General features: G+C 72.8%; 15 protein-coding genes. 7 read left to right on the forward strand and 8 right to left on the reverse strand.

The annotated features are described in order from the left end of the window. Window position 1: 1 nt before the first annotated feature. Genes CIB93_RS07110 through CIB93_RS37755 form a run of 5 tightly spaced genes read right to left on the reverse strand, consistent with a single transcriptional unit; the run spans window position 2 to window position 3,494 of the window. Window positions 2-268 (reverse strand): MoaD/ThiS family protein, encoded by a 267-nt coding sequence (locus CIB93_RS07110; RefSeq protein WP_096625184.1) that lies wholly within the window; start codon window positions 266-268, stop codon window positions 2-4. Beyond that, a complete protein-coding gene (locus CIB93_RS07115) occupies window positions 265-2,034 on the reverse strand; it encodes a fatty acyl-AMP ligase (RefSeq protein WP_373558719.1) in 1,770 nt (589 codons plus the stop codon). Before CIB93_RS07115 ends, CIB93_RS07110 begins: the two co-directional genes overlap by 4 nt. After that, entirely contained in the window at window positions 2,027-2,377 is a 351-nt protein-coding gene (locus CIB93_RS07120; RefSeq protein ID WP_096625188.1) for a 4Fe-4S dicluster domain-containing protein, read from the reverse strand. Before CIB93_RS07120 ends, CIB93_RS07115 begins: the two co-directional genes overlap by 8 nt. Beyond that, the gene (locus tag CIB93_RS07125; RefSeq protein ID WP_096625190.1) at window positions 2,374-3,324 is read right to left on the reverse strand and encodes a hypothetical protein; all 951 of its coding nucleotides are present in this window, start codon (window positions 3,322-3,324) and stop codon (window positions 2,374-2,376) included. The genes CIB93_RS07120 and CIB93_RS07125 overlap by 4 nt, the downstream gene beginning before the upstream one ends. Next, window positions 3,321-3,494 (reverse strand): hypothetical protein, encoded by a 174-nt coding sequence (locus CIB93_RS37755; protein ID WP_179500009.1) that lies wholly within the window; start codon window positions 3,492-3,494, stop codon window positions 3,321-3,323. Before CIB93_RS37755 ends, CIB93_RS07125 begins: the two co-directional genes overlap by 4 nt. Before the next feature lie 147 nt (window positions 3,495-3,641). On the opposite strand from CIB93_RS37755, the gene CIB93_RS07130 reads away from it, so the two are divergent. Together CIB93_RS07130 and fabI are read left to right on the forward strand one after the other, a co-directional pair. Further along, the gene (locus CIB93_RS07130) at window positions 3,642-4,505 is read left to right on the forward strand and encodes an alpha/beta hydrolase (RefSeq protein ID WP_096625192.1); all 864 of its coding nucleotides are present in this window, start codon (window positions 3,642-3,644) and stop codon (window positions 4,503-4,505) included. Next, the gene (fabI, locus tag CIB93_RS07135) at window positions 4,502-5,281 is read left to right on the forward strand and encodes an enoyl-ACP reductase FabI (protein WP_096625194.1); all 780 of its coding nucleotides are present in this window, start codon (window positions 4,502-4,504) and stop codon (window positions 5,279-5,281) included. Before CIB93_RS07130 ends, fabI begins: the two co-directional genes overlap by 4 nt. Before the next feature lie 71 nt (window positions 5,282-5,352). On the opposite strand, the gene CIB93_RS07140 is transcribed toward fabI, so the two are convergent. Next, window positions 5,353-5,997, reverse strand: a complete 645-nt coding sequence (locus CIB93_RS07140) for a TetR/AcrR family transcriptional regulator (protein WP_096625196.1) — start codon at window positions 5,995-5,997, stop codon at window positions 5,353-5,355. Between the two features lie 179 nt (window positions 5,998-6,176). Between CIB93_RS07140 and CIB93_RS07145 the strand changes: the two genes are divergently transcribed. The 4 genes from CIB93_RS07145 (at window position 6,177) to CIB93_RS07160 (ending at window position 20,982) form a co-directional block, all read left to right on the forward strand. Next, window positions 6,177-7,910 carry a fatty acyl-AMP ligase gene (locus CIB93_RS07145; RefSeq protein ID WP_096625198.1) on the forward strand — a complete coding sequence of 578 codons (1,734 nt, stop codon included), beginning with the start codon at window positions 6,177-6,179 and terminating at the stop codon, window positions 7,908-7,910. 213 nt (window positions 7,911-8,123) lie between these two features. After that, entirely contained in the window at window positions 8,124-17,276 is a 9,153-nt protein-coding gene (locus tag CIB93_RS38410; RefSeq protein WP_257002072.1) for a type I polyketide synthase, read from the forward strand. 35 nt (window positions 17,277-17,311) lie between these two features. Continuing rightward, window positions 17,312-19,906, forward strand: a complete 2,595-nt coding sequence (locus tag CIB93_RS07155; RefSeq protein ID WP_096625202.1) for a thioester reductase domain-containing protein — start codon at window positions 17,312-17,314, stop codon at window positions 19,904-19,906. After that, on the forward strand, window positions 19,903-20,982 hold the full coding sequence (locus CIB93_RS07160; RefSeq protein WP_096625204.1) for an alpha/beta fold hydrolase: 1,080 nt from the start codon (window positions 19,903-19,905) through the stop codon (window positions 20,980-20,982). The genes CIB93_RS07155 and CIB93_RS07160 overlap by 4 nt, the downstream gene beginning before the upstream one ends. Before the next feature lie 137 nt (window positions 20,983-21,119). On the opposite strand, the gene CIB93_RS07165 is transcribed toward CIB93_RS07160, so the two are convergent. After that, entirely contained in the window at window positions 21,120-22,013 is an 894-nt protein-coding gene (locus CIB93_RS07165; RefSeq protein ID WP_096625206.1) for an alpha/beta fold hydrolase, read from the reverse strand. A 98-nt stretch (window positions 22,014-22,111) separates the two neighbouring features. On the opposite strand from CIB93_RS07165, the gene CIB93_RS07170 reads away from it, so the two are divergent. Further along, complete coding sequence (locus CIB93_RS07170; RefSeq protein WP_096625207.1) at window positions 22,112-22,546, forward strand: hypothetical protein; 435 nt, start codon at window positions 22,112-22,114, stop codon at window positions 22,544-22,546. A gap of 207 nt (window positions 22,547-22,753) precedes the next feature. Here CIB93_RS07170 and CIB93_RS07175 read toward each other — a convergent pair whose 3' ends face one another. Then, entirely contained in the window at window positions 22,754-23,719 is a 966-nt protein-coding gene (locus CIB93_RS07175; protein WP_096625209.1) for a MerR family transcriptional regulator, read from the reverse strand. Between the last annotated feature and the right edge of the window lie 66 nt (window positions 23,720-23,785).

Raw genomic sequence — 23,785 nt, forward strand, 5'->3', positions numbered from 1 at the left:
CCTAGCCTCCGGAGACCGCGGTGACGATGTCCACCCGGTCGTCCTCGGCCGCCTCGCGCTCCAGCTCGCTCCTGGTGAGCCGCTCGCCGTTCAGAGCGATCAGATGTGTCGGGCGCACCTCGCCCGTGCGGTCGAGCAGCACCTCGCCCAGGTGGGGGTAGCGTTCGGTCAGCCCGGCCAGCCCGGCCCGGACCGTCGTCGCTTCGATCTCGATCTCGTTCTCGTAGTCCGTGAACCGGAGCAGGACGCCCCTCACCTTGAAGATCATCGTGCGGCTCTTTCGTCGATGCGATCGTGTGGCCCGGTGGCGGGACTCGGCGCCCGCTCGTCGCGGAAGAGCTCCTGGAGCCCGCCCGCGAGACAGATACGGCGGGTCAGCCGACGCTGCACCTTCCCGCTGGAGGTCTTGGGGATCGTCCGCGGTGCGATCAGGACGACGGCGTACGGCGGAATGCCGAACTCCCGCGTGACGGCCCGCCGTATGCCGTCGACGGCCGCCCGGTGCCCCTCCTCGTCGCCGGTGCCGGTCTCGTAGACCACCACCAGGCGCTCGGTGCCCCCGTCCGGGCCGTCCACCGCGAAGGCAGCTCCGCAGTTGCGGCGGATGCCCGGCACGGACGCCTCGCAGACCCGCTCGACGTCGACCGGATCGAGGTTGCGCCCGTTGACGACGATCAGGTCCTTGAGCCGTCCCGTCACGAACAGCTCGCCGTCCCGGAGGAACCCGAGGTCACCGGTGCGCAGATAGGGGCCGTCCCCGGTCGTCGCGCTCGCGCCGAACGTCCTGGCGCTCTCCTCCGGGCGCCGCCAGTAGCCGTCGGCGACCCCGGGCGAGTCCACCCAGATCTCGCCGACCGCGCCGTCCGGCAGCGGCTCACGGGTGGCCGGATCGGCGATCAGCAGCCGGGTGCCGGGCCCCGGGTACCCGCAGCCCACCAGCGAACGGGAGCTCTGCGAGGGTTCGGCGGGCACGGCGGCGGCAGCCGACGCGAGCGCGTCCCGGGCCACCTCCACCGTGCGCCAGCCGTCCAGCGGCTTGCCGCCGGTGACGAACAGGGTGGCCTCGGCCAGCCCGTAGCACGGGTAGAACGAGGCGGGCCGGAAGCCGCTCTGCCTAAAACGCCCGGCGAAGCGCTCCATCGTCTCGGCGCGTACCTGCTCGGCGCCGGTGAAGGCGACCTCGACGCCGGACAGATCCAGCTCGGCCACCTCGGCGTCCGTGGCCCGGCGCACACAGAGGTCGTACGCGAAGTTCGGCGCGCCGGTGATCGTCGCACCGTACCGGGAGACCATGCGCAGCCACGCCGTCGGACGGCGCAGAAAGGTCACCGGCGACATGAGGGTCACCGGGATCCCGGCGGCCAGCGGGGCGAGGATTCCGCCGATCAGCCCCATGTCGTGGTACGGAGGCAGCCACAGCCCGCCCGAGCTGCCCGGGTGCATCCCGAACGCGCGCGCGATCTCCTGGCAGTTGGCCAGCAGCCGGGTGTGACTGAGCATCACGCCGCGGGGGAGCGCCGTGGAGCCCGAGGTGTACTGGAGCAGTGCGAGGCCGTCCGGGCGGACCGCCGGGACGGGCCCGCCGTCCTCGGCGGGTGCGTCGGTCGTGATCACCTGCGGGACATGCCCGTCGACCGCCGTCGCGAGCCAGTCCGCCATGAGCGCGGCGAGATCCGAGGTCGTCAGGACGACATCGGCCCCGGCGTCCTCGATGATCGCGGCGAGCCGCGGCAGGGTACGGGACAGCCGGCTCGCGTCCGGCGGAAAGGCGGGCACCGCGGGCACCCCCGCGTAGAAGCAGCCGAAGAGGCCCGCGAGGTAGTCGAGCCCCGGAGCGAAGAGCAGCAGCGCCGGGCCGGTCCGCCCCCGGTCCGCCGCCAGCACGGCAGCCGCGACGGCCCGGGCCCGCTCGTCGAGCTCGCCGTAGGTGATCTCCTCGGCGGACTCGTCGTCCGCGACGAACCGGTAGGCGACGGCATCGGGCCGCAGGAGCGCCCGTTCGCGCAGCAGAGAGGCGAAGCTGTGCTCACTCAAGGAGGACACCCGGTGCCTGTTCCGTCGGCAGCGAGGCCCACTTGTCGGGCTTCCCCCGCCACTCCTCGCCGTCCGGCAGCGGAACAACGCGCGTGGTGGCCAGGGGGAGTTCGGCCGACAGGCGGGAGTTCCACTCCAGGGCGGGCATGAGCTCGGGCGGCAGCTCGTCCTCCGGATAGATCGCGTCGGCGGGACACGCCTCCACGCAGTTCCCGCAGTCGATGCACTCGTCGGGATCGATGACCAGGAACGTCCCCGCCTCGCGGAAGCAGGCGACCGGGCAGTAGGTGATGCACTCCGCGAACTTGCAGTGGACGCACTGCTCGGTGACCACGTGCGTCACGCTCCGGCCTCCTCTGCCCCGTCCGCCCGGCCGCCGCTGCCCGCGATGAACGCGCCGAGCAGTCCGGCGTGCCGCTCGACGAAGCGGTGTCCCTCGTCGAGGCCGCGCTCGTAGGCCTTGACCAGGCCCTCCGGGGACGCCGCCGCGTAGTCGACGCCCAGGTGCTTGAGGTCCTCCTCCGGCTTGATCACCAGGACCCGCGCCCCGTCCAGGACGGAGCCGTCGGCGACCTCCTCGGAGGCGTAGAGGTCCCGGAACAGCGGGAAGGGGTCGTTGCCGACCGCGATCAGGACGGACACGCCCTTGGCCGCCACCTCCCGTGCCGGGCAGGAGCAGGTGTAGGAGGCGTCGACGTAGGCCTCTCCGCCGACCTCGGCCGGCACGGCCCAGGCGTGCAGCATGCGCGTCGAGGCGTAGGCGACCGAGTCGTAGTTCTCCGCCGTCAGCCGGGGCTCCTCGCCCCCCGCCTCGGCGTGCGAGGAGAACACGGCGGCGGCCAGGTTCTCCTGGACCCAGCTCCGGTCCCCGGAGAAGACGTTGCGCAGCAGCTCCTTGCCGAGCGCCTTGGCCCCCGGCCCCTGGGTGGTCTCGGCTGCCGCCGCGTTGGTGACCTTGCTGGTGGCCAGCAGGAACTCCGGGGCCCCGGGGCGGAAGAGCCCCTCGCGCAGCAGGGGGCCGTATTCCTCGATGCTGTCGAGCGCGACGCGGCTCATGCCCTTCTCCGCCACGCCCCCGGCCGCACCGATCCAGTAGTCCACGCCGGTCTGCCGGGCGTGGCCGATCGCGGCGAGGCCCCCGGAGAGCCCGGAGGAGGAGGCCGCCCCGTACACCTGCGCGCGCAGCCCCCGCTCCTCGAAGGCCGACAGCACGCCGTGGCCGTACACGCCCTTGAGCATTCCGGAGGCGACGGCGATACCCAGGCGCTGTGTGGTGTCCGCATCGGTCATGGCAGCAGCTTCTCCTCGGTCGGTGACGGGGTGGCGGTGACGGACGAGGGGCTGTCCGGCAGCAGGTGCTCATCGATCAGGCCGTCCAAGTGGTCCTTGATCCACTGGTTCGGGCCGGGGCTGGTGTCGAGCGCTTCGCCGACGGGGGAAGCGGAGTGCGGGGGCGTCATACCGGCCTCCAAAAGGGGAGAGTTGACCGTGGAGACATTAGCACGACCGTCCGTGCATGTTTATGGTTCCGTGCGGTTGATCGCTAAATATGAGCGAACGATCGTGCTAATATCTCGGCCGTTCGCGATCGATCTGGAGGGTGTGGAATGGATCCCGCTACGGCAGCCGCAGGCGTGGCCCTGAGCGACCGGGGTGAGCAGTTGTTCGACCTCTTTCGGCGGCCTCAGGGCCGCAGCAGGCCCAGGCCCGACGAGCGGAGCGTCATGGAGCGCGCCCGGACGAGCGAACTGACCGTCAATGGCGAGGTGGCGGTCGTCCACCGGTGGGGCGACGGTGAGCGTCCGGTGCTCCTCATCCACGGCTGGGAGTCGCGCGCGTCGCGCTACGCGAAGGCCGTCGACCGGCTGCTGGAGCTGGGCTTCAGTCCGGTGGTGTTCGACGCGCCCGGCCACGGAGAGGCCACCGGCGAGACCGCCACCATGCTGGACTACCTCGACATCATCACCGAACTCCACCGAGTGCACGGCGAGTTCGAGGCCATCGTGGCGCACTCCTTCGGTGCCACGGCGACCTTCGTCGCCCTTCAGGAAGGGGTGCGCGCCCGCCGGGTCGTGGCGATCAGCGCGGTCCCCGACTTCGCCTACCTGGTGGACGCGTTCACCGTCGGGCTGAACCTCGAACCGCACCTCGACGCGGAGGTGCGGGGCCGCCTGGAGAGGCAGGTGTACCCGGGGGAGGCGGACATGTGGTCCCGCTTCTCGGTCTTCCGCGGCTCCGGAAACGTGACGGTTCCGCTCCTGGTCATCCACGACGAGGACGACACCATGGTCGACGTCGGCCAGGGGAGGCGCATCGCCGAGGCCTTCGGCGACCGGGCCCGGCTGGTCGTCACGCGCAGGCTGGGGCACCAGCGCATCCTGGGCGCTCCCCAAGTCGTCCAGGAGATAGCGGACTTCGTCACGGCGGGCGAGGGCGTGCGGGAGCGGAAGGCCGAGGTGGCGGCGCGATGAGCGGGATACTCACGGGCAAGCGGATTCTGGTGACCGGGGTGCTGATGGAGTCCTCCATCGCCTTCCACACCGCCCGGATCGCCCAGGAGCAGGGCGCCGAGGTGGTGCTCACCGGGTACGGCCGGCTCGGTCTGGTCGAACGCATCGCCAGGCGGCTGCCCCGGCCTGCGCCGCTGATCGAACTCGACGTCCAGGACAAGGGGCACCTGGAGAGCCTCGCGGGCCGGATCAGGGAGAGTGTCGGCCCGGACGCCCGGCTCGACGGGGTGGTGCACTCCATCGCCTTCGCCCCGCAGGACGCGCTCGGGGGCAACTTCCTCCAGGCCGGGTGGGACTCCGTCGCCACGGCCGTCGAGGTGTCCGCGTACTCCCTGAAGGCCCTGGCCGTGGCGGCCCTGCCTCTCATGGAGGAGCGCGGCGGGTCGATCGTGGGCCTGGACTTCGACGCGCAGGTCGCCTGGCCCGCGTACGACTGGATGGGGGTGGCCAAGGCCGCCCTCGAATCCACCTCGCGCTATGTCGCCCGGGATCTCGGGCCGCACGGCATCCGCTGCAACCTGGTGGCAGCCGGGCCGATCAAGACGATGGCGGCCAAGTCCATCCCGGGGTTCGAGACGTTCCGCGAGGTGTGGAACGCCCGGGCCCCCATCGGCTGGGACCTGTCCGACCCGGAGCCCGCGGCCCGTGCGGTCGTCGCGCTGCTCTCGGACTGGTTCCCCCGTACGACGGGCGAGATCGTCCATGTCGACGGAGGGGTGCACGCCATCGGGGCGTGACGCCGTCCTTCGGCGGCAGTCGGCGAGGGCTTCGTTTCCGGGTCCTCGCCGACCGCGTGACGGCCGTCGTGTCAGGGGGAGTCGGGGACCAGGGACGGGTCGGTCGCCACCCCGCGCAGACGGTTGAGGATGGCCTTGGCCGCCTTGTCGTAACTGCTGAACTCGTCGTGCAGGACGGACTCGGCGTTGGCCATCTCCATGAGCGCGGCGAGCTCGAACACGAGCTGGGGCACGTCGGCCTCCGCGTCGATCTCGCCCGCCACCTGCGCGTCCCGCACGGACTGTTCGAGGAACGTGACCCAGTTGGTGCGTGCCGCCGCGAGGATGTCGTGGACCTTGCCCTGCCGGGCGTCGTACTCGGCCGAGACCGAGTAGAAGAAGCAGCCGCCCGGGAACACCCGCTGCCGGGAGTAGTCGAGCCAGCCGTCGCACACCCGCCACAGGTGGCCGATCCCCGGCGGCAGATCGCGGGCCGGCTGGACGACGTGCTCCAGGTAGACCTTGATGGCGGCCCGGACCGTGGCGAGCTGGAGGTCCTCCTTGGAGCCGAACAGGGCGAACACCCCGCTCTTGCTGAGCTTCAGCTCGGTCGCGAGCTGCCCCAGGGAGAGGCCTTCCAGGCCGTCGACGGAGGCGATGTCCACGGCGCGCTTGAGGATCAGTTGACGCGTCTGGTTCCCGCGCGCGATCCGCCCGTCGGTGTGTGCCGCTGCCATGTCTGCCTACCCTTCCTGGGCCGGACCCTCGTGGTGCCGTGCAAGGTTCAGTGTACTGAGAAAGTAGACGACTGTGCGTTCAGTGTGTGAGAGTGTAAGTGTGCGAACGGTCGTGCGATAATATTACCGTCCGTTCCGTTCACCGCCGGTACGCCGTGCAATGGGGGAGGGACCAACCGATGCCCGAATCGGCTCGCTCGATGGTCGACGTACTGCTGACGCAGGCGTCGCTGCACCCCGAGAAGATCGCCTTCCGCTTCCTGGCCGACGGGGACTGCGACGGCGAGGTCCAGGAATGGACCTACGGCCACCTGGCCCGGCGCTCCCGGGCAATCGGCGGCCATCTGCAGGAGCAGGGCCTCGCCGGAACCCGGGCGATCCTGCTCCATCCGCCCGGCCTGGAGTTCATCGGCACCTATCTGGGCTGCCTGGCTGCCGCCGTCGTGGCGGTACCCGGCCTGCCGCCCCAGGGCCGCAAGCAGAGCCAACGGGCCGTCGCCCGGGTACGGCGACTGATCGCCGACGCGGACGCCACGGTGATCCTGGGCAGCAAACAGGTGATCGCCGAGCTCGGCGCGATGGCCGAACACCTCCCGGAGCTGGACACCGCCCTCTGCATCGCCACGGAGGACATCCCCGACGAGGCGGAGGACGCCTGGCGCCCGCCCGCCATCGCACCGGACTCGCTGGCCTTCCTCCAGTACACCTCGGGCTCCACCTCCGCCCCGCGCGGAGTGATGGTGAGCCACGCGAACCTGATGGACAACCAGCGCGTCCTGTCCCGGGGCATGGGCCACACCCCCGAGACGGTCGAGGAGTGGGGCGGGGAGCTCTACGTCAGCTGGCTTCCCGTCCACCACGACCTCGGCCTCATCGCCCCGGTGCTGAACAACCTCTTCCTGGGCGGGACATCCACCCTCTTCTCCCCGCTGCACTTCCTGCAGAAGCCCGAGCGCTGGCTGACGGCGCTGTCGCGGTACCGGGCGCACACCAGCGGCGGGCCCAACTTCGCGTACGAGCTCTGTCTGCGCGACGCCACGCCCGGGCTGCTCGAAGGCCTCGATCTGAGCCGGTGGCGGGTGGCGCTGAACGCGGCCGAGCCGGTGCGGGCCGCGACGCTGCGGCGGTTCGCGGACACCTTCGCCCCGGCCGGGTTCCGCCGAGAGGCACTGCACCCCGGCTACGGCCTCGCGGAGGCGACGCTGATGGTGAGCGGCGGACCGGTCGGCCTGGAGCCGATGACGGCCCCGCGGCCCGGAGAGCGAACGGAGACGGGCAGCGAGCTGGTCAGCTGCGGCCCGCCCGGCGCCGGCCTCACCGTGGTCATCGCCGACGACGAGCAACAGGAGTGCCCCGAGGGCGGGATCGGGGAGGTGTGGGTCGCCGGGCCGAGCGTCACCCAGGGGTACTGGCGCAACGCGCGGGCGACCCGCGAGGCGTTCCGGGCCTCCCTGAAGGACGGCCGGGGCGGCTTCCTGCGCACGGGCGACCTTGGCTTCCTCCGCGGTGGGGAGCTGTACATCACCGGTCGGCTCAAGGACCTGCTCGTGATCGACGGGCGCAACCACTACCCCCAGGACCTGGAACTGTCGGCTGAGACGGCCCACCGGGCGATCCGCCCGGGCTGCATCGCCGCGTTCTCGGTCGACGGCGGGACCGACGGCGAACACCCGGTCGTCGTCGCCGAGACGACAGCGACGACCCGCCCCGAGTGCGCCGAGGTCGAGGCGGCGATCCGCGGTGCGGTCGGAGAGGCCCACGGGCTGTCACTGCGGCAGGCCGTCCTGATCCGTCCCGGGACCCTCCCCAAGACCTCCAGCGGCAAGATCCAGCGCAAGGCCTGTCGGGCTGCCTATCTCGACGGGACGCTCGCGACGGTCGCGGAAGCCCAGCCGCCCGCCGCCACGAGCTGACCGGAATCCCGGTCCGGAATCCCGGTCCGGAGACCCGGTCGCGCCCCGGCACCGTACGCCGGCGCCCGCCGCGCGATGCCCGGCTCCGCCCACGGAGGACCGACGCTGCCCGGCCCCGCCCACGGCGGACCCGAACGGACCGGCGGCGCACGGCCCGCCGACCGGGCGCGAAGAAGAATCCCCAGACCCCAGCCTGCGGAGACGGTTGCCCTCATGCCCGCGAAGAAGCCCATCGAGACCCCGCCCGCACCACTCCGGGCCGCCACGCCCGAAAGGATCGAGGCCTGGCTGACCCGGGCCGTCGCCGCCGCGGCCGGTCTCGAAGAGACACAGGTCGAACGGGACCGGCCGATGGCCGACTTCGGCCTCGGATCACGGGAACTGGTGACGCTGGGCGTACGGCTCTCCGAGGAACTCGGCTGGCCCCTGAGTCCGACACTCGTCTACGACCACCCCACCGTGGCCTCGATCGCCCGGGCGGCCGCGAGCGTCGACGCCCCGGACCTGCCGCCTCCGTCGGCAGCCAGGGGCTCCGCCCCGCACAGCCCCTCCGCCACGACGACGTCCGGCTCACGCGAGCGGGAAGCGGGGGCATCGCCGGTGTCCGGCCCACCGGAGCGGGACACGGGGGCACCGCCGGAAACCGACGCGGTGGCGGTCCTCTCGATGGCCTGCCGCTTCCCCGGGGCCGACGACCCGCAGGCTCTGTGGCGGCGGCTGGCCGCTGGCGCGGACCTCGTCTCCGACGCCCCCGGCGACCGCTGGGACACCGAGGCACTCCTGGACCCCGATCCGGACGCCCCGGGCAAGGCGTACTCGCTGCGCGGCGGATACCTGAACGCCATCGACGGCTTCGACGCGGAGTTCTTCGGCATCCCGCCCCAGGAGGCGGCCGCGATGGACCCCCAGCAGCGTCTGCTGCTTCAGACCGCCTGGGAGACGGTCGAACGGGCGGGAATCCTGCCCGCGTCACTGAACGGCAGTGCCACCGGCGTCTACATCGGCCTCTACCAGAGTGGCTATCTGGGCGCGGCCGGGATGGAGCAACTGGACGGGTACGTCGGCACCGGCACGGTTTCCAGCGTGGCCTCCGGCCGCATCGCCTACCACCTCGGCCTCCAGGGCCCCGCCATCACCGTCGACACCGCCTGCTCCTCCTCGCTCGTCGCACTGCACCTGGCCGCACAGGCACTGCTCGACGGCACCTGCGACCTGGCTCTGGCCGGGGGCGCGACGCTGATGGTCAGTCCGCGCGGCCACGTCGAGTTCAGCAGACTCCGCGGCCTGTCGGCGTCCGGCCGGTGCCGCCCCTTCGCCCAGGACGCCGACGGCGTGGTCTGGGGCGAGGGCAGCGGCCTGGTCCTGCTGAAACGGCTGAGCGAGGCCCGCCGCGACGGCGATCGGGTGCTCGCGGTCGTCAAGGGCTCCGCCGCCAACCAGGACGGCCGCAGCCAGGGGCTCAGCGCCCCCAGCGGGCCCGCCCAGGAACGCGTCGTCCGGGCCGCGCTGAAGGCCGCGGGGCTGCGCCCCGAAGAGGTCGACTACGTCGAGGCGCACGGCACCGGCACGCCACTGGGCGACCCCATCGAGGGCACGGCCCTGGCCCGGGTCTTCGGCCCCGGCCGCCCCGCCGACCGGCCGCTCGCCGTGGGGTCGCTGAAGTCCAACATCGGCCACACACAGGCCGCGGCGGGCATCGCGGGCGTCATCAAGACGGTGCTGTCGTTGCAGCACGAGCGGATCCCGGCCTCCCTGAACGCCGAGACCCCGACCGGGCAGATCGACTGGGAGGGCGGCGGCCTGGAACTGTGCACCCGCCCACGCCCCTGGCCACGCGGCCCACGGCCCCGCCGGGCGGGGGTGAGCGCCTACGGAATCAGCGGTACCAACGTCCACGTGGTGCTGGAAGAGGCCCCGGAGGAACGGTTGGCCGAACCGGCTTCCGGGAGGCCGGACGACGCGGCGTCCGGGCGAACGGCCGACGCGGTTCTCGGGCGAGCAGCCGCTCCGGCCCTGGAGCGACCGGCTGCTTCGGACCCTGAACGGCCGTACGCCACGGCAGCCCGACGCGTTGCCGCACAGGCGTCCGGACAACCGCCCGCACCGGCCGCCGAAGAAGCGCACGGCACGGCCACCGGACGCGTGTACGCCTCGGCCAGGGGCCAAGCGCCCGTACCGGCTTCCGGCCAACCGCCCGCCCCGGCCGCCGGACACCCCCCTGCCCCCGAGCGCCCCGTCACCCTCTTCCCGCTGTCGGCTCGCACCCTGCCCGCGCTGTACGGGCAGGCGGACCGGCTCCTCGGCGCGCTGTCCGCCGACCCAGCACTGGCGTTGCCCGACGTCGCCCGCACCCTGGCCCACCGCCGTACCCACTTCGAGCAGCGTGCGGTGCTCGTGGCACGGGAGCGCGAGGAGTTGCTGACCGGACTGCGCGCGCTGGCCGCCGGGCAGGCGTCGCCGGAGCTGGTCGTGGGGCCCCGGCAGGCGCGAACCGAGGGCAAAGTGGCCTTCGTCTTCCCCGGCCAGGGGACCCAGTGGGCGGGCATGGCGCGCGATCTGCTGGAGGCGTCCCCGCTGTTCGCCGACGAGATCGACCGCTGTGACGCCGCTCTGCGCCCGCACACCGGCTGGTCCGTCCTGGCGGTGCTCCGCGGCGACGCGGGCGCGCCGTCCCTGGACCGCGTCGATGTCGTGCAACCCGCGCTGTTCGCCGTCATGGTGGCGCTCGCGGCGGTGTGGCGGTCCCGTGGCGTGCGGCCGGACGCTGTGGTCGGCCACAGCCAGGGCGAGGCCGCCGCGGCCTGCGTCGCCGGGGCGCTCAGCCTCAACGACGCGGCCGCAGTGATCGCGACGCGCGCCCAGGCCCTCACGACGATCTCCGGGACGGGCGGGACGGCCGTGGTGGCCCTGTCCCGGGCGGACGTCGAGGCCCGTCTCGACGCGTGGGGCGGCCGCCTGTCCGTCGCCGCGGTGAACAGCTCCACCTCGACCGTGGTGTCCGGCGATGCGGAGGACCTGGAGGCACTGCTCGCCGAGCTGGAGGGCGAACGGATCTTCGCCCGAAAGGTGAAGATCGACTACGCCTCGCACAGCGCCCAGGTCACCCCTGTACGCACGTCCCTCCTGGACGACCTGGAGGGCATCGAGACCCGTCCCACGGACGTCGCCTGGTACTCCACCGTCCTGGCCGAACGCGTCTCGGGCGAGCCGCTGGACGCCGCTTACTGGTACCGCAATCTGCGCGAACCCGTCCGCTACGCCGCCACCGTCGAGCGCATGGCGGCCGACGGCTACCGCCACTTCGTCGAACTCAGCCCGCACCCGGCCCTCATCACCGCCACCCGGGCCGTCGCCGAGGAGACCGGCCACGACCTGATCTCCGTCGGCTCCCTGAAGCGCGGCGAGGACGGACCCGGCTGCCTGGACCGGGCCGCCGCCGAACTGCACACCGCCGGCGGCAGGATCAGCTGGCCGCGCCTCATGCCCGACGGACCCTGGGCGGACCTGCCGACCTACGCATGGTCCGAACGGCGCCACTGGACCGACACCGCGCCCACCGGGCCCCACGGGACACCTCTCGTCGACGTCCACGTCGAGTCCAGCGACGTACCGGACCGGCACCTGTTCGACACCCGTATCGACCTGCGTGACCGGCGTTCGTCCTATCTGTCGGACCACCGGGTCGCCGGGGCCGTCTGGCTGCCCGCGGCCGCCTTCCTGGAGATGGCCCTCGAAGCGGTGTCGGTGCTCCAGACTGCGTCGGACGTCCAACTGCACGACGTGGCGTTCGAGCGGCCGCTCCAGCTGACGGACGACGTCCCCGTACAGCTCCAGCTGGTCCTGCAACCCGCCGACGAACACGGTGCCCGGCCCTTCGGTATCGCCTCGCGACCGGTCGGCGACCGGCGAGCACCCTGGGTCCGGCACGTCGGCGGCCGCGTCGTCCCCGCCACCGGCGAACCCGGACACGAGCCGGCCATGACCCCGGCCGGGCTGCGGGAGGAGTGCGCCCGAGAGGCGGACGTGACCGACGCCTATACGGCCCTCGCGGCGCTCGGCATCGACTACGGCCCGGCCTTCCGCATGCTGGAGGGGGGCTGGGGCGGGCCGTCGGGGGCGCTGGGCAGGCTGGCGCGGACACCCCGCGCGGGGCATCTGGTGCACCCGGTCCTCATCGACGCGGCCCTGCACACCGCGGCCCTGGCGGGGGACGCCCTCAAGGGCAGGGCCTTCGTGCCGCGCAGGGCCGGGCGGCTGCGCCTCACCGGCCTGCGTACCGCGCCCGTCTGGTCGGCATGCCGACTGCGCGCCGTGGACGACGACGCCGTCACCCTGGACGTCCGGCTCCTCGACGAGAACGAACAACTGCTCCTGGAGATCGAGGGGGTCGAGCTCGCCGCGCTGTCCACCCTGGACGGAGCGCTCTTCGAGGTGCGCTGGCAGCCCCGCCCCGCCGCACAGGGACAGCCGTCACAGAGCCAGTCGGCACAGGGACAGTCGGCACAGGGACAGTCGGCACAGGGACAGCCGGCACAGACGCAGTCCGCACAGGGACAGCCCGCACGGGAACAGTCCGCGCACGAACAGCCCGTCCCGGGCGGCTGGCTGATCCTGGCCGACGACACGGGCGTGGCCGACGGCCTTTCCCGCCGCCTCGGCGCCACCCCGCACGTGATCGCCCGCAAGGGCGGCGCCTACACCGTCGAAGCACCCGGACGGTACACCGTCGACCCGGGAGACCCGCAGCACTTCCCGCGGCTCCTCGACGAGGCCTTCGCCGAGGGACCGCCCACGCGGGTGGTCCATCTCTTCGCCCTGGACGCCCCGGCCGTCGAATCGGCCGGGACGGCCGCGGAAGCCGCCCTGCTCTGCTCCGTCAGCACCCTGAACCTGGTGCGGGCGCTCTCCGGACGCGCGTACCACCCGTCCCCACGGCTCTTCCTGATCACCCGGGGCAGCCAAGCAGCCGGTGGAAGCACGGAGGTGACGCACCCCCAGCAGGCCATCGGCTGGGGCTTCGGCACCGCCGTCGCCCAGGAGCACCCGGAACTGAACACCACTCTCGTCGACCTCCCGTCCCACGGAGGCGAGGACGCGCTGTGGACCCAGCTGCGGCACGCGGACGACGAACACCTCGTGGCCCTGCGCGACAACGGCCGTCTCGTACCGCGCCTCGTGCACACCGGTCCCGACCAGGCAGGGACCGGAACGGTCCGCCGCGACGGAACGTATCTGATCACCGGCGGACTCGGCGGTCTCGGCCGGGTCGTCGCCGACCGCCTGGCGGGCCGAGGGGCAGGGCAGCTCGCCCTGCTGAGCCGCAGCGCACCCGACGCGGCCGCGACACGCTGGATCGAGAGCCTGCGCCGGCGCGGAACCGCCGTCCGGCTCGTACGGGCCGACGTCGCCGACCGTGACGCACTGCGGGCCGCCCTCGACGCCCTCCGCGCGGAGGGCGGCCCCGTGACCGGGGTCATCCACACCGCGGGCGTGCTCGACGACGCCACCCTGCACCACCTGACCCCGGAGCGCATCCGGCGCGTGATGGCCCCCAAGGTGCTCGGTACCGCACTGCTCACGGAGCTGGTCCCCGAAGCGGAGACCATGGTCCTGTTCTCCTCGGCCGCCGGGCTGCTCGGCTCGGCCGGGCAGAGCCCCTACTCCGCGGCCAACGCCTTCATGGACGCCTGGGCGCACCACCTCTCCCTCGTCCGCCGGCCCGCCCTCAGCCTCGACTGGGGGACCTGGGCCGACATCGGCATGGTCGCCGGATCGGCGAAGCGCACCGCCACGACCAGCGGTTCGGGCCTCGTCCCGTTCTCCCCGCAGCAGGGCGGCGAGATGTTCGACCGGGTGCTGTCTACCGCTCGCCGCCAGCTCGTGCCCCTCGCCCTCGACCGGGATGCCCTCGCCCGCGACCCGGACGCGGTGCGGACCCGCCCCCTCCTGCACGGCCTTGTCGCCGCACCCGTGGCCGCCGTGGCCGTCGCAGGAGTGCTCGGCGAGGTGCTGGCAGCCCGGACGGACACGGAGCGGACCGGCCTCCTGGAATCCCATGTACGGTCATCGGTCGCCGAGTTGACCGGTCGCGGTGCCGACGAGGTCGCCGCGACCGAGGGCCTGAAGGAGCTCGGGCTCGACTCCCTGATGATCGTCCGCCTGCGCAACACCCTCGGCCGTGACCTCGGTGTGGAACTGTCCGCGTCCGCCGTGTTCTCGGCGGCCGACATCCGCGGTCTCGCCGAGGAACTGCACACCGCGCTGTCCGCGCGGAACTCCGCCGCGGAGCCCGCCACCGGCAACACCTCCGGGAGCCGCCCCACATCGGACACCGGCCGTGGACACCCCACGTCGGACACCGGCCTCGGACGCCCGGCGTCGGGCACAGACCCGGAGACCGACCCGCACACACACCACGTCGAGCTGAGGCCCGCCACCCGCGACGTCGAGCTGAGGCCCGCCACCCGCGACGTCGTCCGGCTCCTGCGCGCGGCCCAGCACGGCACCCCGAGCGCCGCGCACACGATCGGCCTCGCGTTCCGGCTCACCGAGCCGACCACCCGCGCCCGGCTCACGGACATCCTCACCCGCCTCGCGGGGCGGCACGCCGCACTGCGTACCTCCATCGTCAACGACACCGGCTCCGACCGGCGGATGAGAACCGAGAGGGCCCCGGCCCGTTCCCCGCTCCGATGGTCGGACCTGGCGCCCGACGCCGAGCTGGACGCAGGGCACCGGCTGAGTGAACTGCTCGGCGCACCCTTCGACGTCACGACCGCACCCTTGTGGCGGTTCGAGCTGATCGACGGTGCCGAAGCGGGACAGACACTGCTCCTCGGAGCCCATCACGCGGTCAGCGATCTGCAGTCGCTTCTGATCGTCGCCGCCGAGATCGACGCCGAGCTGTCCGGTACACCCCTCGGGGAGGGGGTCTCCAACCGTGACATCGACCTGCTGCTGGAGGCACAGCCCACGTCCCCGCACCCGTCGCGCGCCTCGGCAGGGGCGCCGGACGCGGCCGCCCGGCGCGAGGAGTTCGCCGGAAGCCGCCGTCTCGACCTGACGCTCACACACCCCCGCCCGGCCGTACGGTCGTTCCGGGCGGGCAGCCTCACCCTGGCGATACCCGAAGGACTCATGCCGCGTGTGTCGTCCCGGGCGCGACAGCTCGGGATCACCCCGGCCGCCTTCTCCCTGGGCGTACTGACGGTGCTGCTCGCCCGCAAGCAGCAGCGCGACCGGTTCGTGCTGGCCGTCCCGGTGGACACCCGCATCCATGTCGACGCCCCCGGTGCCGTCGGCTTCTTCGGAGTGCCCGTGCCCTTCCCCGCGCAGGCCACGGCGGGGGAGCGGATCGAGGAGGTGCTGCGCCGCACCGACAGCCGGCTCGACCGGGTGCTGGCGAAGGGCGCCATGTTCTCCGACACCCTGGCCGTGCTCGCCGAGCAGGGACTGCACCGGGAGAACGCTCCGATGGTCGAGGTCTACTTCAACTACATCCGGTCCTCTGCGAAACTCGACGCCCTGGAGATCCTTCCGGTCGGGACGGGGCACTCCGACCTCGACCTCATGATCATCATGACGCCGGACGCCGGTCAGCTCCGCTTCGACCACAACCTCGACATCATCGACGAGGCGGCCTGCGCCGCGCTCGCCGCCGACTTCCTCCAGCTCCTGGAGGAGGTGGCCGACGACCCGGCCGCCCCGGTCCGGCCGGAGCACCCGGCGGCGGGTAAGAGCGTGACCGCGACCGCCCCGCTGCCCGCCCGGCCCCGTACGCTCCCCGTCGCGGCGACCTTCGCACTGGGAGACCTCCCCCTGCTCTGCGCGGCGGCCTGGGCCGCAGACCCCGCCGACGGGGCGCCGAGCACCCCGCCCCAGGTCGTCGAGGCGCCCTACCACCAGGTGCTGGCGAGTCTCAAGGACCCGTCCGGGGTGTTCGCCGACCCCTCGGCGGAGATCGGGACCGTCCTGGTGCGGGCGGTCGACCTGGAACGGTTCGGGCCGGTGAGCGAGGAACTGCTCGACGAACTCCGCACGGCCTATCCGGACGCCCTGCGAGCCCTGTCGGAGCGGACGCGGCTGCCGCTGATCGTCGGGTTCCTGCCGTCCGGACGGCGTGAGGCCCGGTACGAGCGGTGGGAGCGGGACGTCGCCGCCGTGCTCGCGGACCTGCCCGGGATCGCGGTCCTGCGCCCCGAGGACTGGACCCGCCACCATGTCGTCGAGGAGCGGTTCGACGAGCGTACGGACACGCTGGCCCACCTGCCGTTCACCCCCGAGTTTCAGGCGGCCGTCGCCCTCACGCTCGCCGAGACCGCCGCGACGGTCCGCCGTACCCCGCCGAAGGTGATCGCGGTGGACGGCGACGAGACGTTGTGGAGCGGAGTGGCGGGGGAGAGCGGACCGCAGGGCGTGGACCTCGGCGGAGCCCGGGCGCTCCTGGCCCGGAGATTGCTGCGGTGGCGCGCCGCCGGGACCCTGCTGGTCCTGATCAGCAACAACGACGAAGCCACCGTACGGGCCGTCCTGGAGCGTCCCGACAGCGTGCTGCGGGCGGAACACTTCAGCGTGCTTGACGCCGGATGGGGCCGCAAAGCCGACCGCCTGGAGGCGGCCGCCCGGACCATGAACCTGGGACCGGACAGCTTCCTCTTCCTCGACGACAACCCGGCGGAGATCGCCGCCATGCGGTCCGCGCTGCCCGAAGTGCTCTCCGTGACCTGCCCGGCGGCCGGCGAACTCGAACCGTTCCTGGCCCGGTTGTGGCCCCTGATACCCGCTGCGGCCACGGCCGAGGACGGGCTGCGCGCGGACTTCTACCGCCAGGAGCGGGCCCGCGACGCGGCCCGGGAACAGGCCGGGTTCGAGGAGTTCCTCGAACAGCTGGAGCTGGAGCTCGACATCCGTCCGCTGGCCGAGCCGGACACGCAGCGGGCGGCCCAGCTCATCCGGCGTACCAACCAGTTCACGCTGCGCGAGCGGTCGGCCGACGGCGGCGACCTTCAGCGGTGGCGGGAGGACGGCGAGGTCTGGACCGTCGCGGCCCGCGACCGGTTCGGCGACTACGGCCAGATCGGCCTGCTGGCGCTGCGTCAGGAAGCCTCCCGCCTGGACGTCCTGGCCTGGCTGCTCAGTTGCCGCGTGCTCGGCCGCGGCGTGGAGGAGCGGCTGCTCCAGTGGCTGGCCGACCGGGCCGAGACCCTCGGCCGCGCCACCGTGCGGCTGACGGCGGAGCCCACCCCTCGCAACCTTCCGGCCCGGCGCCTGATCGCGGCGCTCGGCGGCGGAGCCCCGGACGGCCCGGGCGTCGAGGCCGAGACGACTCCGCGGCAGCTGCGGGCGTTCCGGTCCTGGCGGCAGTGATGACGGAAGGCAGCCCACACCGTGAGAGGCACACCATGGGGGAACTGAACGAGGACACGCCGGCCCGCCGCCCGGGCACCGGGCAGCAGCGGACCGGCGAGCGGGCCGAGAGCGGCGGAGGCCCGCTCAGCGTGGCCGAGCTGCTGGCCAGAGTCAGACCGGGGGCACAACCGGCGGACGCGGCGGACCGGGCGGGCCAGGAGGACCCGGTGCAGCCTCCGGCGGTCGGCGGCACTGGGGAGACGGAGCGGCTGGCCGGGGCCATCACCGCCGAGGCGGCCCGTCTGCTGCCGGGCGCGGAGATGGCACCCGACACCGACTTCTTCGACGCGGGCGGTACGTCGGTCGACGCCGTGGCGCTCGTGGCGAAGCTGTCCCGGGACCTCGGCCTGGAGCTGAGCCTCGACGACGTGTTCGCCGACGCCCGGCCCCGACGCCTGGCCGAACGAGCGCTCCGGACGAACGGAATCCGGCCGCAGACCGAGCCGATGCGGCCTGAGCGGGCGGGAGCGCAGTCGGCGGAGCGAGACGCACAGCCGGTACGGATACCGGCGGACCGAGCCGAACCGCCGACGTTCGACGAAGCGTCGCTGCCGGTCCCGCCCGAGCGTGCCGCACCACCGCCATCGCCCGAGCGAGCCGCCCTGCCCGTACCGGTGGAGCCGGCCAACCTGCCTGTTCCTGTGCCTGCGTCCCCTGTGCCTGTGCCTGTGTCGGCGTCTGTGCCGCTCGCGGTGCAGGCCAGGAACACCACCCTCCCCGCCCCCGCATCCGCGCCGACCGGAGCCGACGAGGACCTGGAGCTGATCCTCGCCGACCTGGCCCGCGCCGACGGCCTGCCCTGGGTGCGTCGGCCGGAGCCCGCCGTACCCCGCACGGTCCTGCTGACCGGGGCGACCGGGTTCCTCGGTGGCCACATGCTGCTCGATCTGCTGCGGCACAGCGAAGCGCACGTGCACTGCCTGGTGCGGGCCGCCGACGAGGAGGAAGGCACCCGGCGCCTCGGCGAGGCGCTCAAGCGCTTCGCCCTGCCGTGGTCCGGGGAGATCCGCAGACGCGTGACGGTCGTACCGGGGGACATCCGGCAGCCGCACCTCGGGCTGCCGGACGAACGCTGGGAGGCGCTGGCCGAGGGACTGGACGCAGTGGTGAGCGTGGCCGCGGCGGTCGACTTCCTGCGCGGCTACCGGTCGTTGCGCGCCAGCAACGTGCTCGGACCGCTGACGCTCGCGGAACTGGCGGCCGCCGGACGGCCCAAGCCCCTGCACCACATCTCCTCCATCGCGGTCTTCAACGAGGTCGGCATCGAGTCCATGGGGGAGGACGACCCCGTCGCCCACATCGACGCCCTGGTCGCCGGATACGACAAGTCGAAGTGGGCCGCCGAGGCGGTCCTGCGGCGGGCCCGGGAGCACGGGCTGGCCGTCACGCTGCTGCGCCCGGGAGGCATCGGCGGCCACACCAGGACCGGGGCCAGCAACCCCCAGGACCTCAGCAGCGGCATGATGTCGGTGTTCAGCCGGTTCCGTACGGTCCCCGCGTTCAGGTTTCTCAACGCCGCCCCGGTGGACTGGGTGAGCCGGGTGGCGGTGGCCGCGATCTGCGAACCCGAAGCCTGGGGCCGGACCTACCACCTCAGCGGCACGCCGAACTCCCTGGCGGACGTCGTCCACGACATGCGGTTCGGCGGCATGAACGTACGGGTCCAGGGCTGGGAGGAGTGGCGGAGCGACGTCGTGGCCCGGCTCCGGGCCGACCCCGTCCCCGAACTCGAATTCCTGGCGAGGGTCCTGGCGAGCCCCACCGCCGCGAAGCTCTGTGAGGCGTCCCTGACGGCGCCCGCGGCCACCGCCGAGCGCACCGACGCGTTCGTGGCCGAACAGAATCTGCCGGCCTCGACCCGCTACGGCATGCAGGAGCAGCTGAGGACCTTCGAGAAGCTGGCCCGGGACGGCCTCGCCCGGCTCCCGGCCCGCACCGACCAGCCCTATCTGTGGTTCCCCGAGACCATGGAAGGGGCTCTGGGCCCGGTCGGGGGCGCCGCGCGCACCCCGTGCTCGGCGGCGTTCACCCTGTCCATCGCCGGTATGTACCAGCTGGCCGAGGAGCGCCGGGTGGACGTCCGCGGGGAGATCTCCTGCCCGCTGCTGCACCCGGACCCCCTTGTGGTCGAGCACGGCGACCTGTGGGTCCGCCCCGAGGATGGCATCCCGCTCGACCACGGCCTGCGGCACCCGTTGCTGCGCTACCGGCTGCGGTTGTGCGACGGCGACGGCGGCCGGTGGTGGCTGGAGGGCCGGAAGTTCGCCCGGGCGCGACGCGATCTGTGGCGGCAGACACGCGCGTTGACCGTGGAGATCGGCCGCGAGGGCGAACCAGCCACGCTGCACGGCGAGATCGTCGTTCCCACCGACAGCTACCTACGGGACCAGATCGACGGCATCCGCGTCGATCCCCGCCTGTCCGGCCAGGAGAAGCGGCTCGCGAAGATGAGCTGGCTCACCTGGTTCGGCCTGGAGATCGGCCGCGGGATGGCAGGCCCGTTCGCCCGGGTCGGCGCGGACCTGCTCGACCTGCGCCGGACCCCGACCCCGCCCCCATCCCCGACCCCGAGGGAGCGCAAGCGATGACCCTGCGGCCTCTGTACGCGCGCCTCGACGGAGCGCACATCGAGGAGACACCCTTCCGGGCGGACGACGGCCTGCGGCTGGGGCTCACCAGGGTCCGGCCCGGCGTCCGCGAGGACCGGCCCGCGGTGCTGCTCCTGCACGGCCACACCGCGTCCTCGGACATGTTCCTGCTGCCCGAGACCCGCAACATGGTCGAGGTCCTGCTCGACGAGGGCTACGAGCCGTGGCTGCTCGACTGGCGGGGCAGCTGCCGACTCCCGTGGAACGAGACCGGCCGCCGGTACACGTACGACGACGTGGCCCTCTACGACATCCCCGCCGCGGTCAGGCACATCCGCCGGGAGATCGGCGGTCGGCCGCTGTTCGCCGTTGCCCACTGCATCGGCGCGCTCTCGCTGTCGATGAGCATGGCCGCCGGGCTGGTGCCGGGTCTCGCGGGCGTGGTGGCGCAAGGGGTGTTCCTGACGCCCAAGCTGGCCGGCCGGACGTCGCTGAAGATGACGATGGCAGGTGAACTGCTCCGGTCCCGCTTCGACCACATCCCGGTGGACTTCCGCAAGGTCGGATTCTGGTCGCGCTACACGCCGCTGTTCGCCTTGGCGTCCAGAGGCGCCGACTGCCCCGATCCCACCTGCCAGATCCTGTGCAACTCAGCCTGGGGCGTGGGTGCTTCGCTGTACGTGCACGACAATCTGCACGACACCACGCACGACCGGCTGGCCCAGCTCCTCGGCCCGGCCCCGCTGTGGATCCTGCCGCATCTGCGACGGGTCGCCCTGGCCCGCAGCATGGTGCGCTGGCACCAGAACGACGACCGCTACCGGGCACTGCCCGAGAACGCCCTGGACCACGCCGACCGGATCGACTGCCCCGTGCTGCTGATCTCCGGCAGCGAGAACGGCATGTGGCTGGACTCCCAGAAGCTCTGCCACCAGGTCCTCACGGCCCGTCAGCCGCAACTGGACGTGCGGTACACGGAGATCCCCGGCTACGGCCACCTCGACGCGTTCATCGGACGGGGCGCCGCGCTGGACGTGTTCGGGCACATCCTGGAGTTCCTCGACGAACACAGGTGACGACGCGCGGCTGGACCCCGGAGGCCGAGCCCTCCGGGGTCCAGCCGCGCGTAGGGCTGGGGAGACGGGAGAAGGGGAAGAACGGGAGACGCGAGAAGCGGGTGCCGTGAGGTCCGGCACGCGCCGCCCAGGGCGCCTCAGGAGGTCGCGGCAGCCTCGGTGCCCGCCTCGGCGGCCCGGTCCGGCCCTTGCGCGACGAAGTCCAGGACGGTCCGGACGACATCGGGGTCGCCCAGGATCCGACGGTGCCCGAGGGTACTCGTCACGACGAGCCGAGCCTGATCGCCGAACGCACCGGCGAGCCGGTGCCCCTGTTCCACCAGGATCCTGGGGTCGTCCTCGTCGTGCACGACCAGGAGGGGCATGTCCAGGGCCGTGACCGCGTTCACCGCGGAGAACGGCCGCTCCTCGACCGGCAGGACGGAGAAGAGGTTCTCCCCGACACGCTCGCGCAGCAGCGCCTTGAGCTGGGGGCGCAGGGGGACGGCGGCACAGAACTCCTCGATCAGATACTCGAAGTCGCAGACCCCGCTGATGGTGGCGATCCGCTTCGCCTTCACCCCGTGCGCCAAGGAGAAGATCGAGCCCAGGGCGCCGAGCGAGTGCGCGACCACGGCCTCGAACTCACCGTACTGCTTGTGGAGTTCGGTGAGAATGTGGCGGTACTCCAGGATGGTGGTGCTGCGGCCGCTCGCGTCGCCGTGACCGGGCGCGTCGAAGGTGATGACGCTGTAGCCGCGTTCCAGAAGCCCGGGAATGAAGTCGGCGAACCGCGAGCCGCGCGACTGCCAGCCGTGCACCAGGAGCACGGGCCTCTCGCCGTCGCCCCAGCGGTAGACCACCGCTGACTTGCCGCTGACCTTCAGCCGTGTGGTCTCCGCCGTGCCGAACAGCTCCCGTTCACTCGTCCGCATCCTGCTCCGGGCGAGCGGCATGTGGAAAAGGGCGTAGGCGCCCGCGCCCGCAAGCCGTCCCGAGACTCGGGAGGCGATGTTGAGCGCGGTGCTGGCAAGTGCCTCGGTGCGAGCCATGCTCGGAACTCCTCGGTCGGCATCAGGAGCGTGATATGTTAGCACGAACGGACGTGCTTTTATAAGAGCCGCAGCCGGCCACTCACGAGGGGAACGCCATGTCGGCCACCATCTGGTTCACGCCATGGAAGCCCGGCCCGGCAGGGGAGCCCGCGTCCGGGGGCTCAGCGGACGGCGAGGCCGTCGTGAGCGTCACCGAATTCACCCCGCACCGCCCGTGGACGGCGCCGGGCGTCACTGTCGCGGGAATCGCCCTGCGGCAGGTCTGGCAGGACCTCGAAGGCGCGGTCGGCCTCTGGCTGTGGGCGGACCCCCATCTGCTGCGCCCGCGCTCGGGCTCCGTCTCCGTGTGGCGGGCCGAACGGGACCTCTACGCCTTCGTGGCCCGCAAGGACCACGGGAGGATCATGCGCTCCTACCGGGACCGGGGGAGTATGCGCTCGACCACCTGGCGGACCGAGCACTTCGACCGGGACGCCACCGAGGAAGCCGCACGTTCGCTGCTCTCGGGCCGCTCCGCCTGGCCGGCCTGACCCCCCCTCGGCGGCTGAGAGTCCCTGTGAGGCTGAGGGCCTTTGCGCGGATGGCGGCTGAGGGCCGCATACGGCGGAGGCGCCCTTGTGCGGATGAACGGATAAGGGTCGCGTACGGCGGAGGGCCCCTGGTACGGATGAACGGATGAGGGCCTTGTGCGGCGGAGGGGACGCCGGAGCCCGACGCTCCGCCGATGCGCGTCCGCACTACCCGGCCGTCTCCCTCACCTGTACGTCCAGGGCGTCGAGCAGCCAGGCGTGCGCGGACCCCGAAGTCGGTTCGGGACGGCCGCCGGGAGTACTGATCACCTCGGCGGTCAGCTCCCAGTACCGGTCGATGCGCGGATCGGCCGCGAGCCGGCCCGCCAGAACGCGGCGGAAGCCCGGACTGTCGTGGGTGCCGTACGTGCTCGCGTACGCGTCCACGAAACCGTCCAGCGCCTCACCGGGCGCGGGCTTGGCACCCCGCCGCATCTCCCCGCCCGCCAGCCCGTACGCCTCGGCCAGCCCCGCGTACAGCAGCGCCGACGCACGGGCCCCCGCGCCGCGGTGTGCCCGGGGCTGGCAGGGGCCGCTGCCGCGGTCCCCGCACGGACGGGTCACGAAGGCGTGCAGCCGGGCGAAGGCGAGGACCTGCGCCGGCCGGGGGTCCTCGGGCGGCTGCGGCACCGCCGCCTCCAGGAACGCGCTGACGGACCGGGCGGGCATCCGGGGCGGCAGCCACGCACGCCAGAAACGGGCCAGGGACGCGGTGCTCGGCGGGGCTGCGACCGCCCCCACCAGCCGCAGCCGGGCGGCCCGCTCGGCGGCCGGGCACTCCTGCACCAGCCGGAGTGCGGCCACCCGCCAGCGCAACGCCGCGAGCTCGGAGCCCAGGGCACGCAGCCGACCGGCCACGGCGTCCTCCAGAACGCCCCCCGCCCCGTCCTGTTCATCCTGCTGTCCGTCAAGGATGCGGCGCACGTCGGGAAGCGCCAGGTCGAGGCCGCGCAGGGAGCGGATCATGCTCAGCCGCTCCACGGCCTCCGGAGCGTACCTGCGGTGCCCGCCCGCACTGCGGGACGCCTCCGGCAGCAGTCCGCTGTCCGAATAGAAGCGGACGGTCTTGACGCTGACGCCCGCGTGCTCGGCCAGTTCACCGATGGTGCACAGGCCGTCGTACGACGAGAACACTTGAACCTCCCTCAGGGGGAGTTCCTACGGTACCGGCGAGCGCTGCCGGAGATCGGGCCGGTATGC

It is taken from the genome of Streptomyces sp. WZ.A104, assembly GCF_002382885.1.
Classification (GTDB): domain Bacteria; phylum Actinomycetota; class Actinomycetes; order Streptomycetales; family Streptomycetaceae; genus Streptomyces.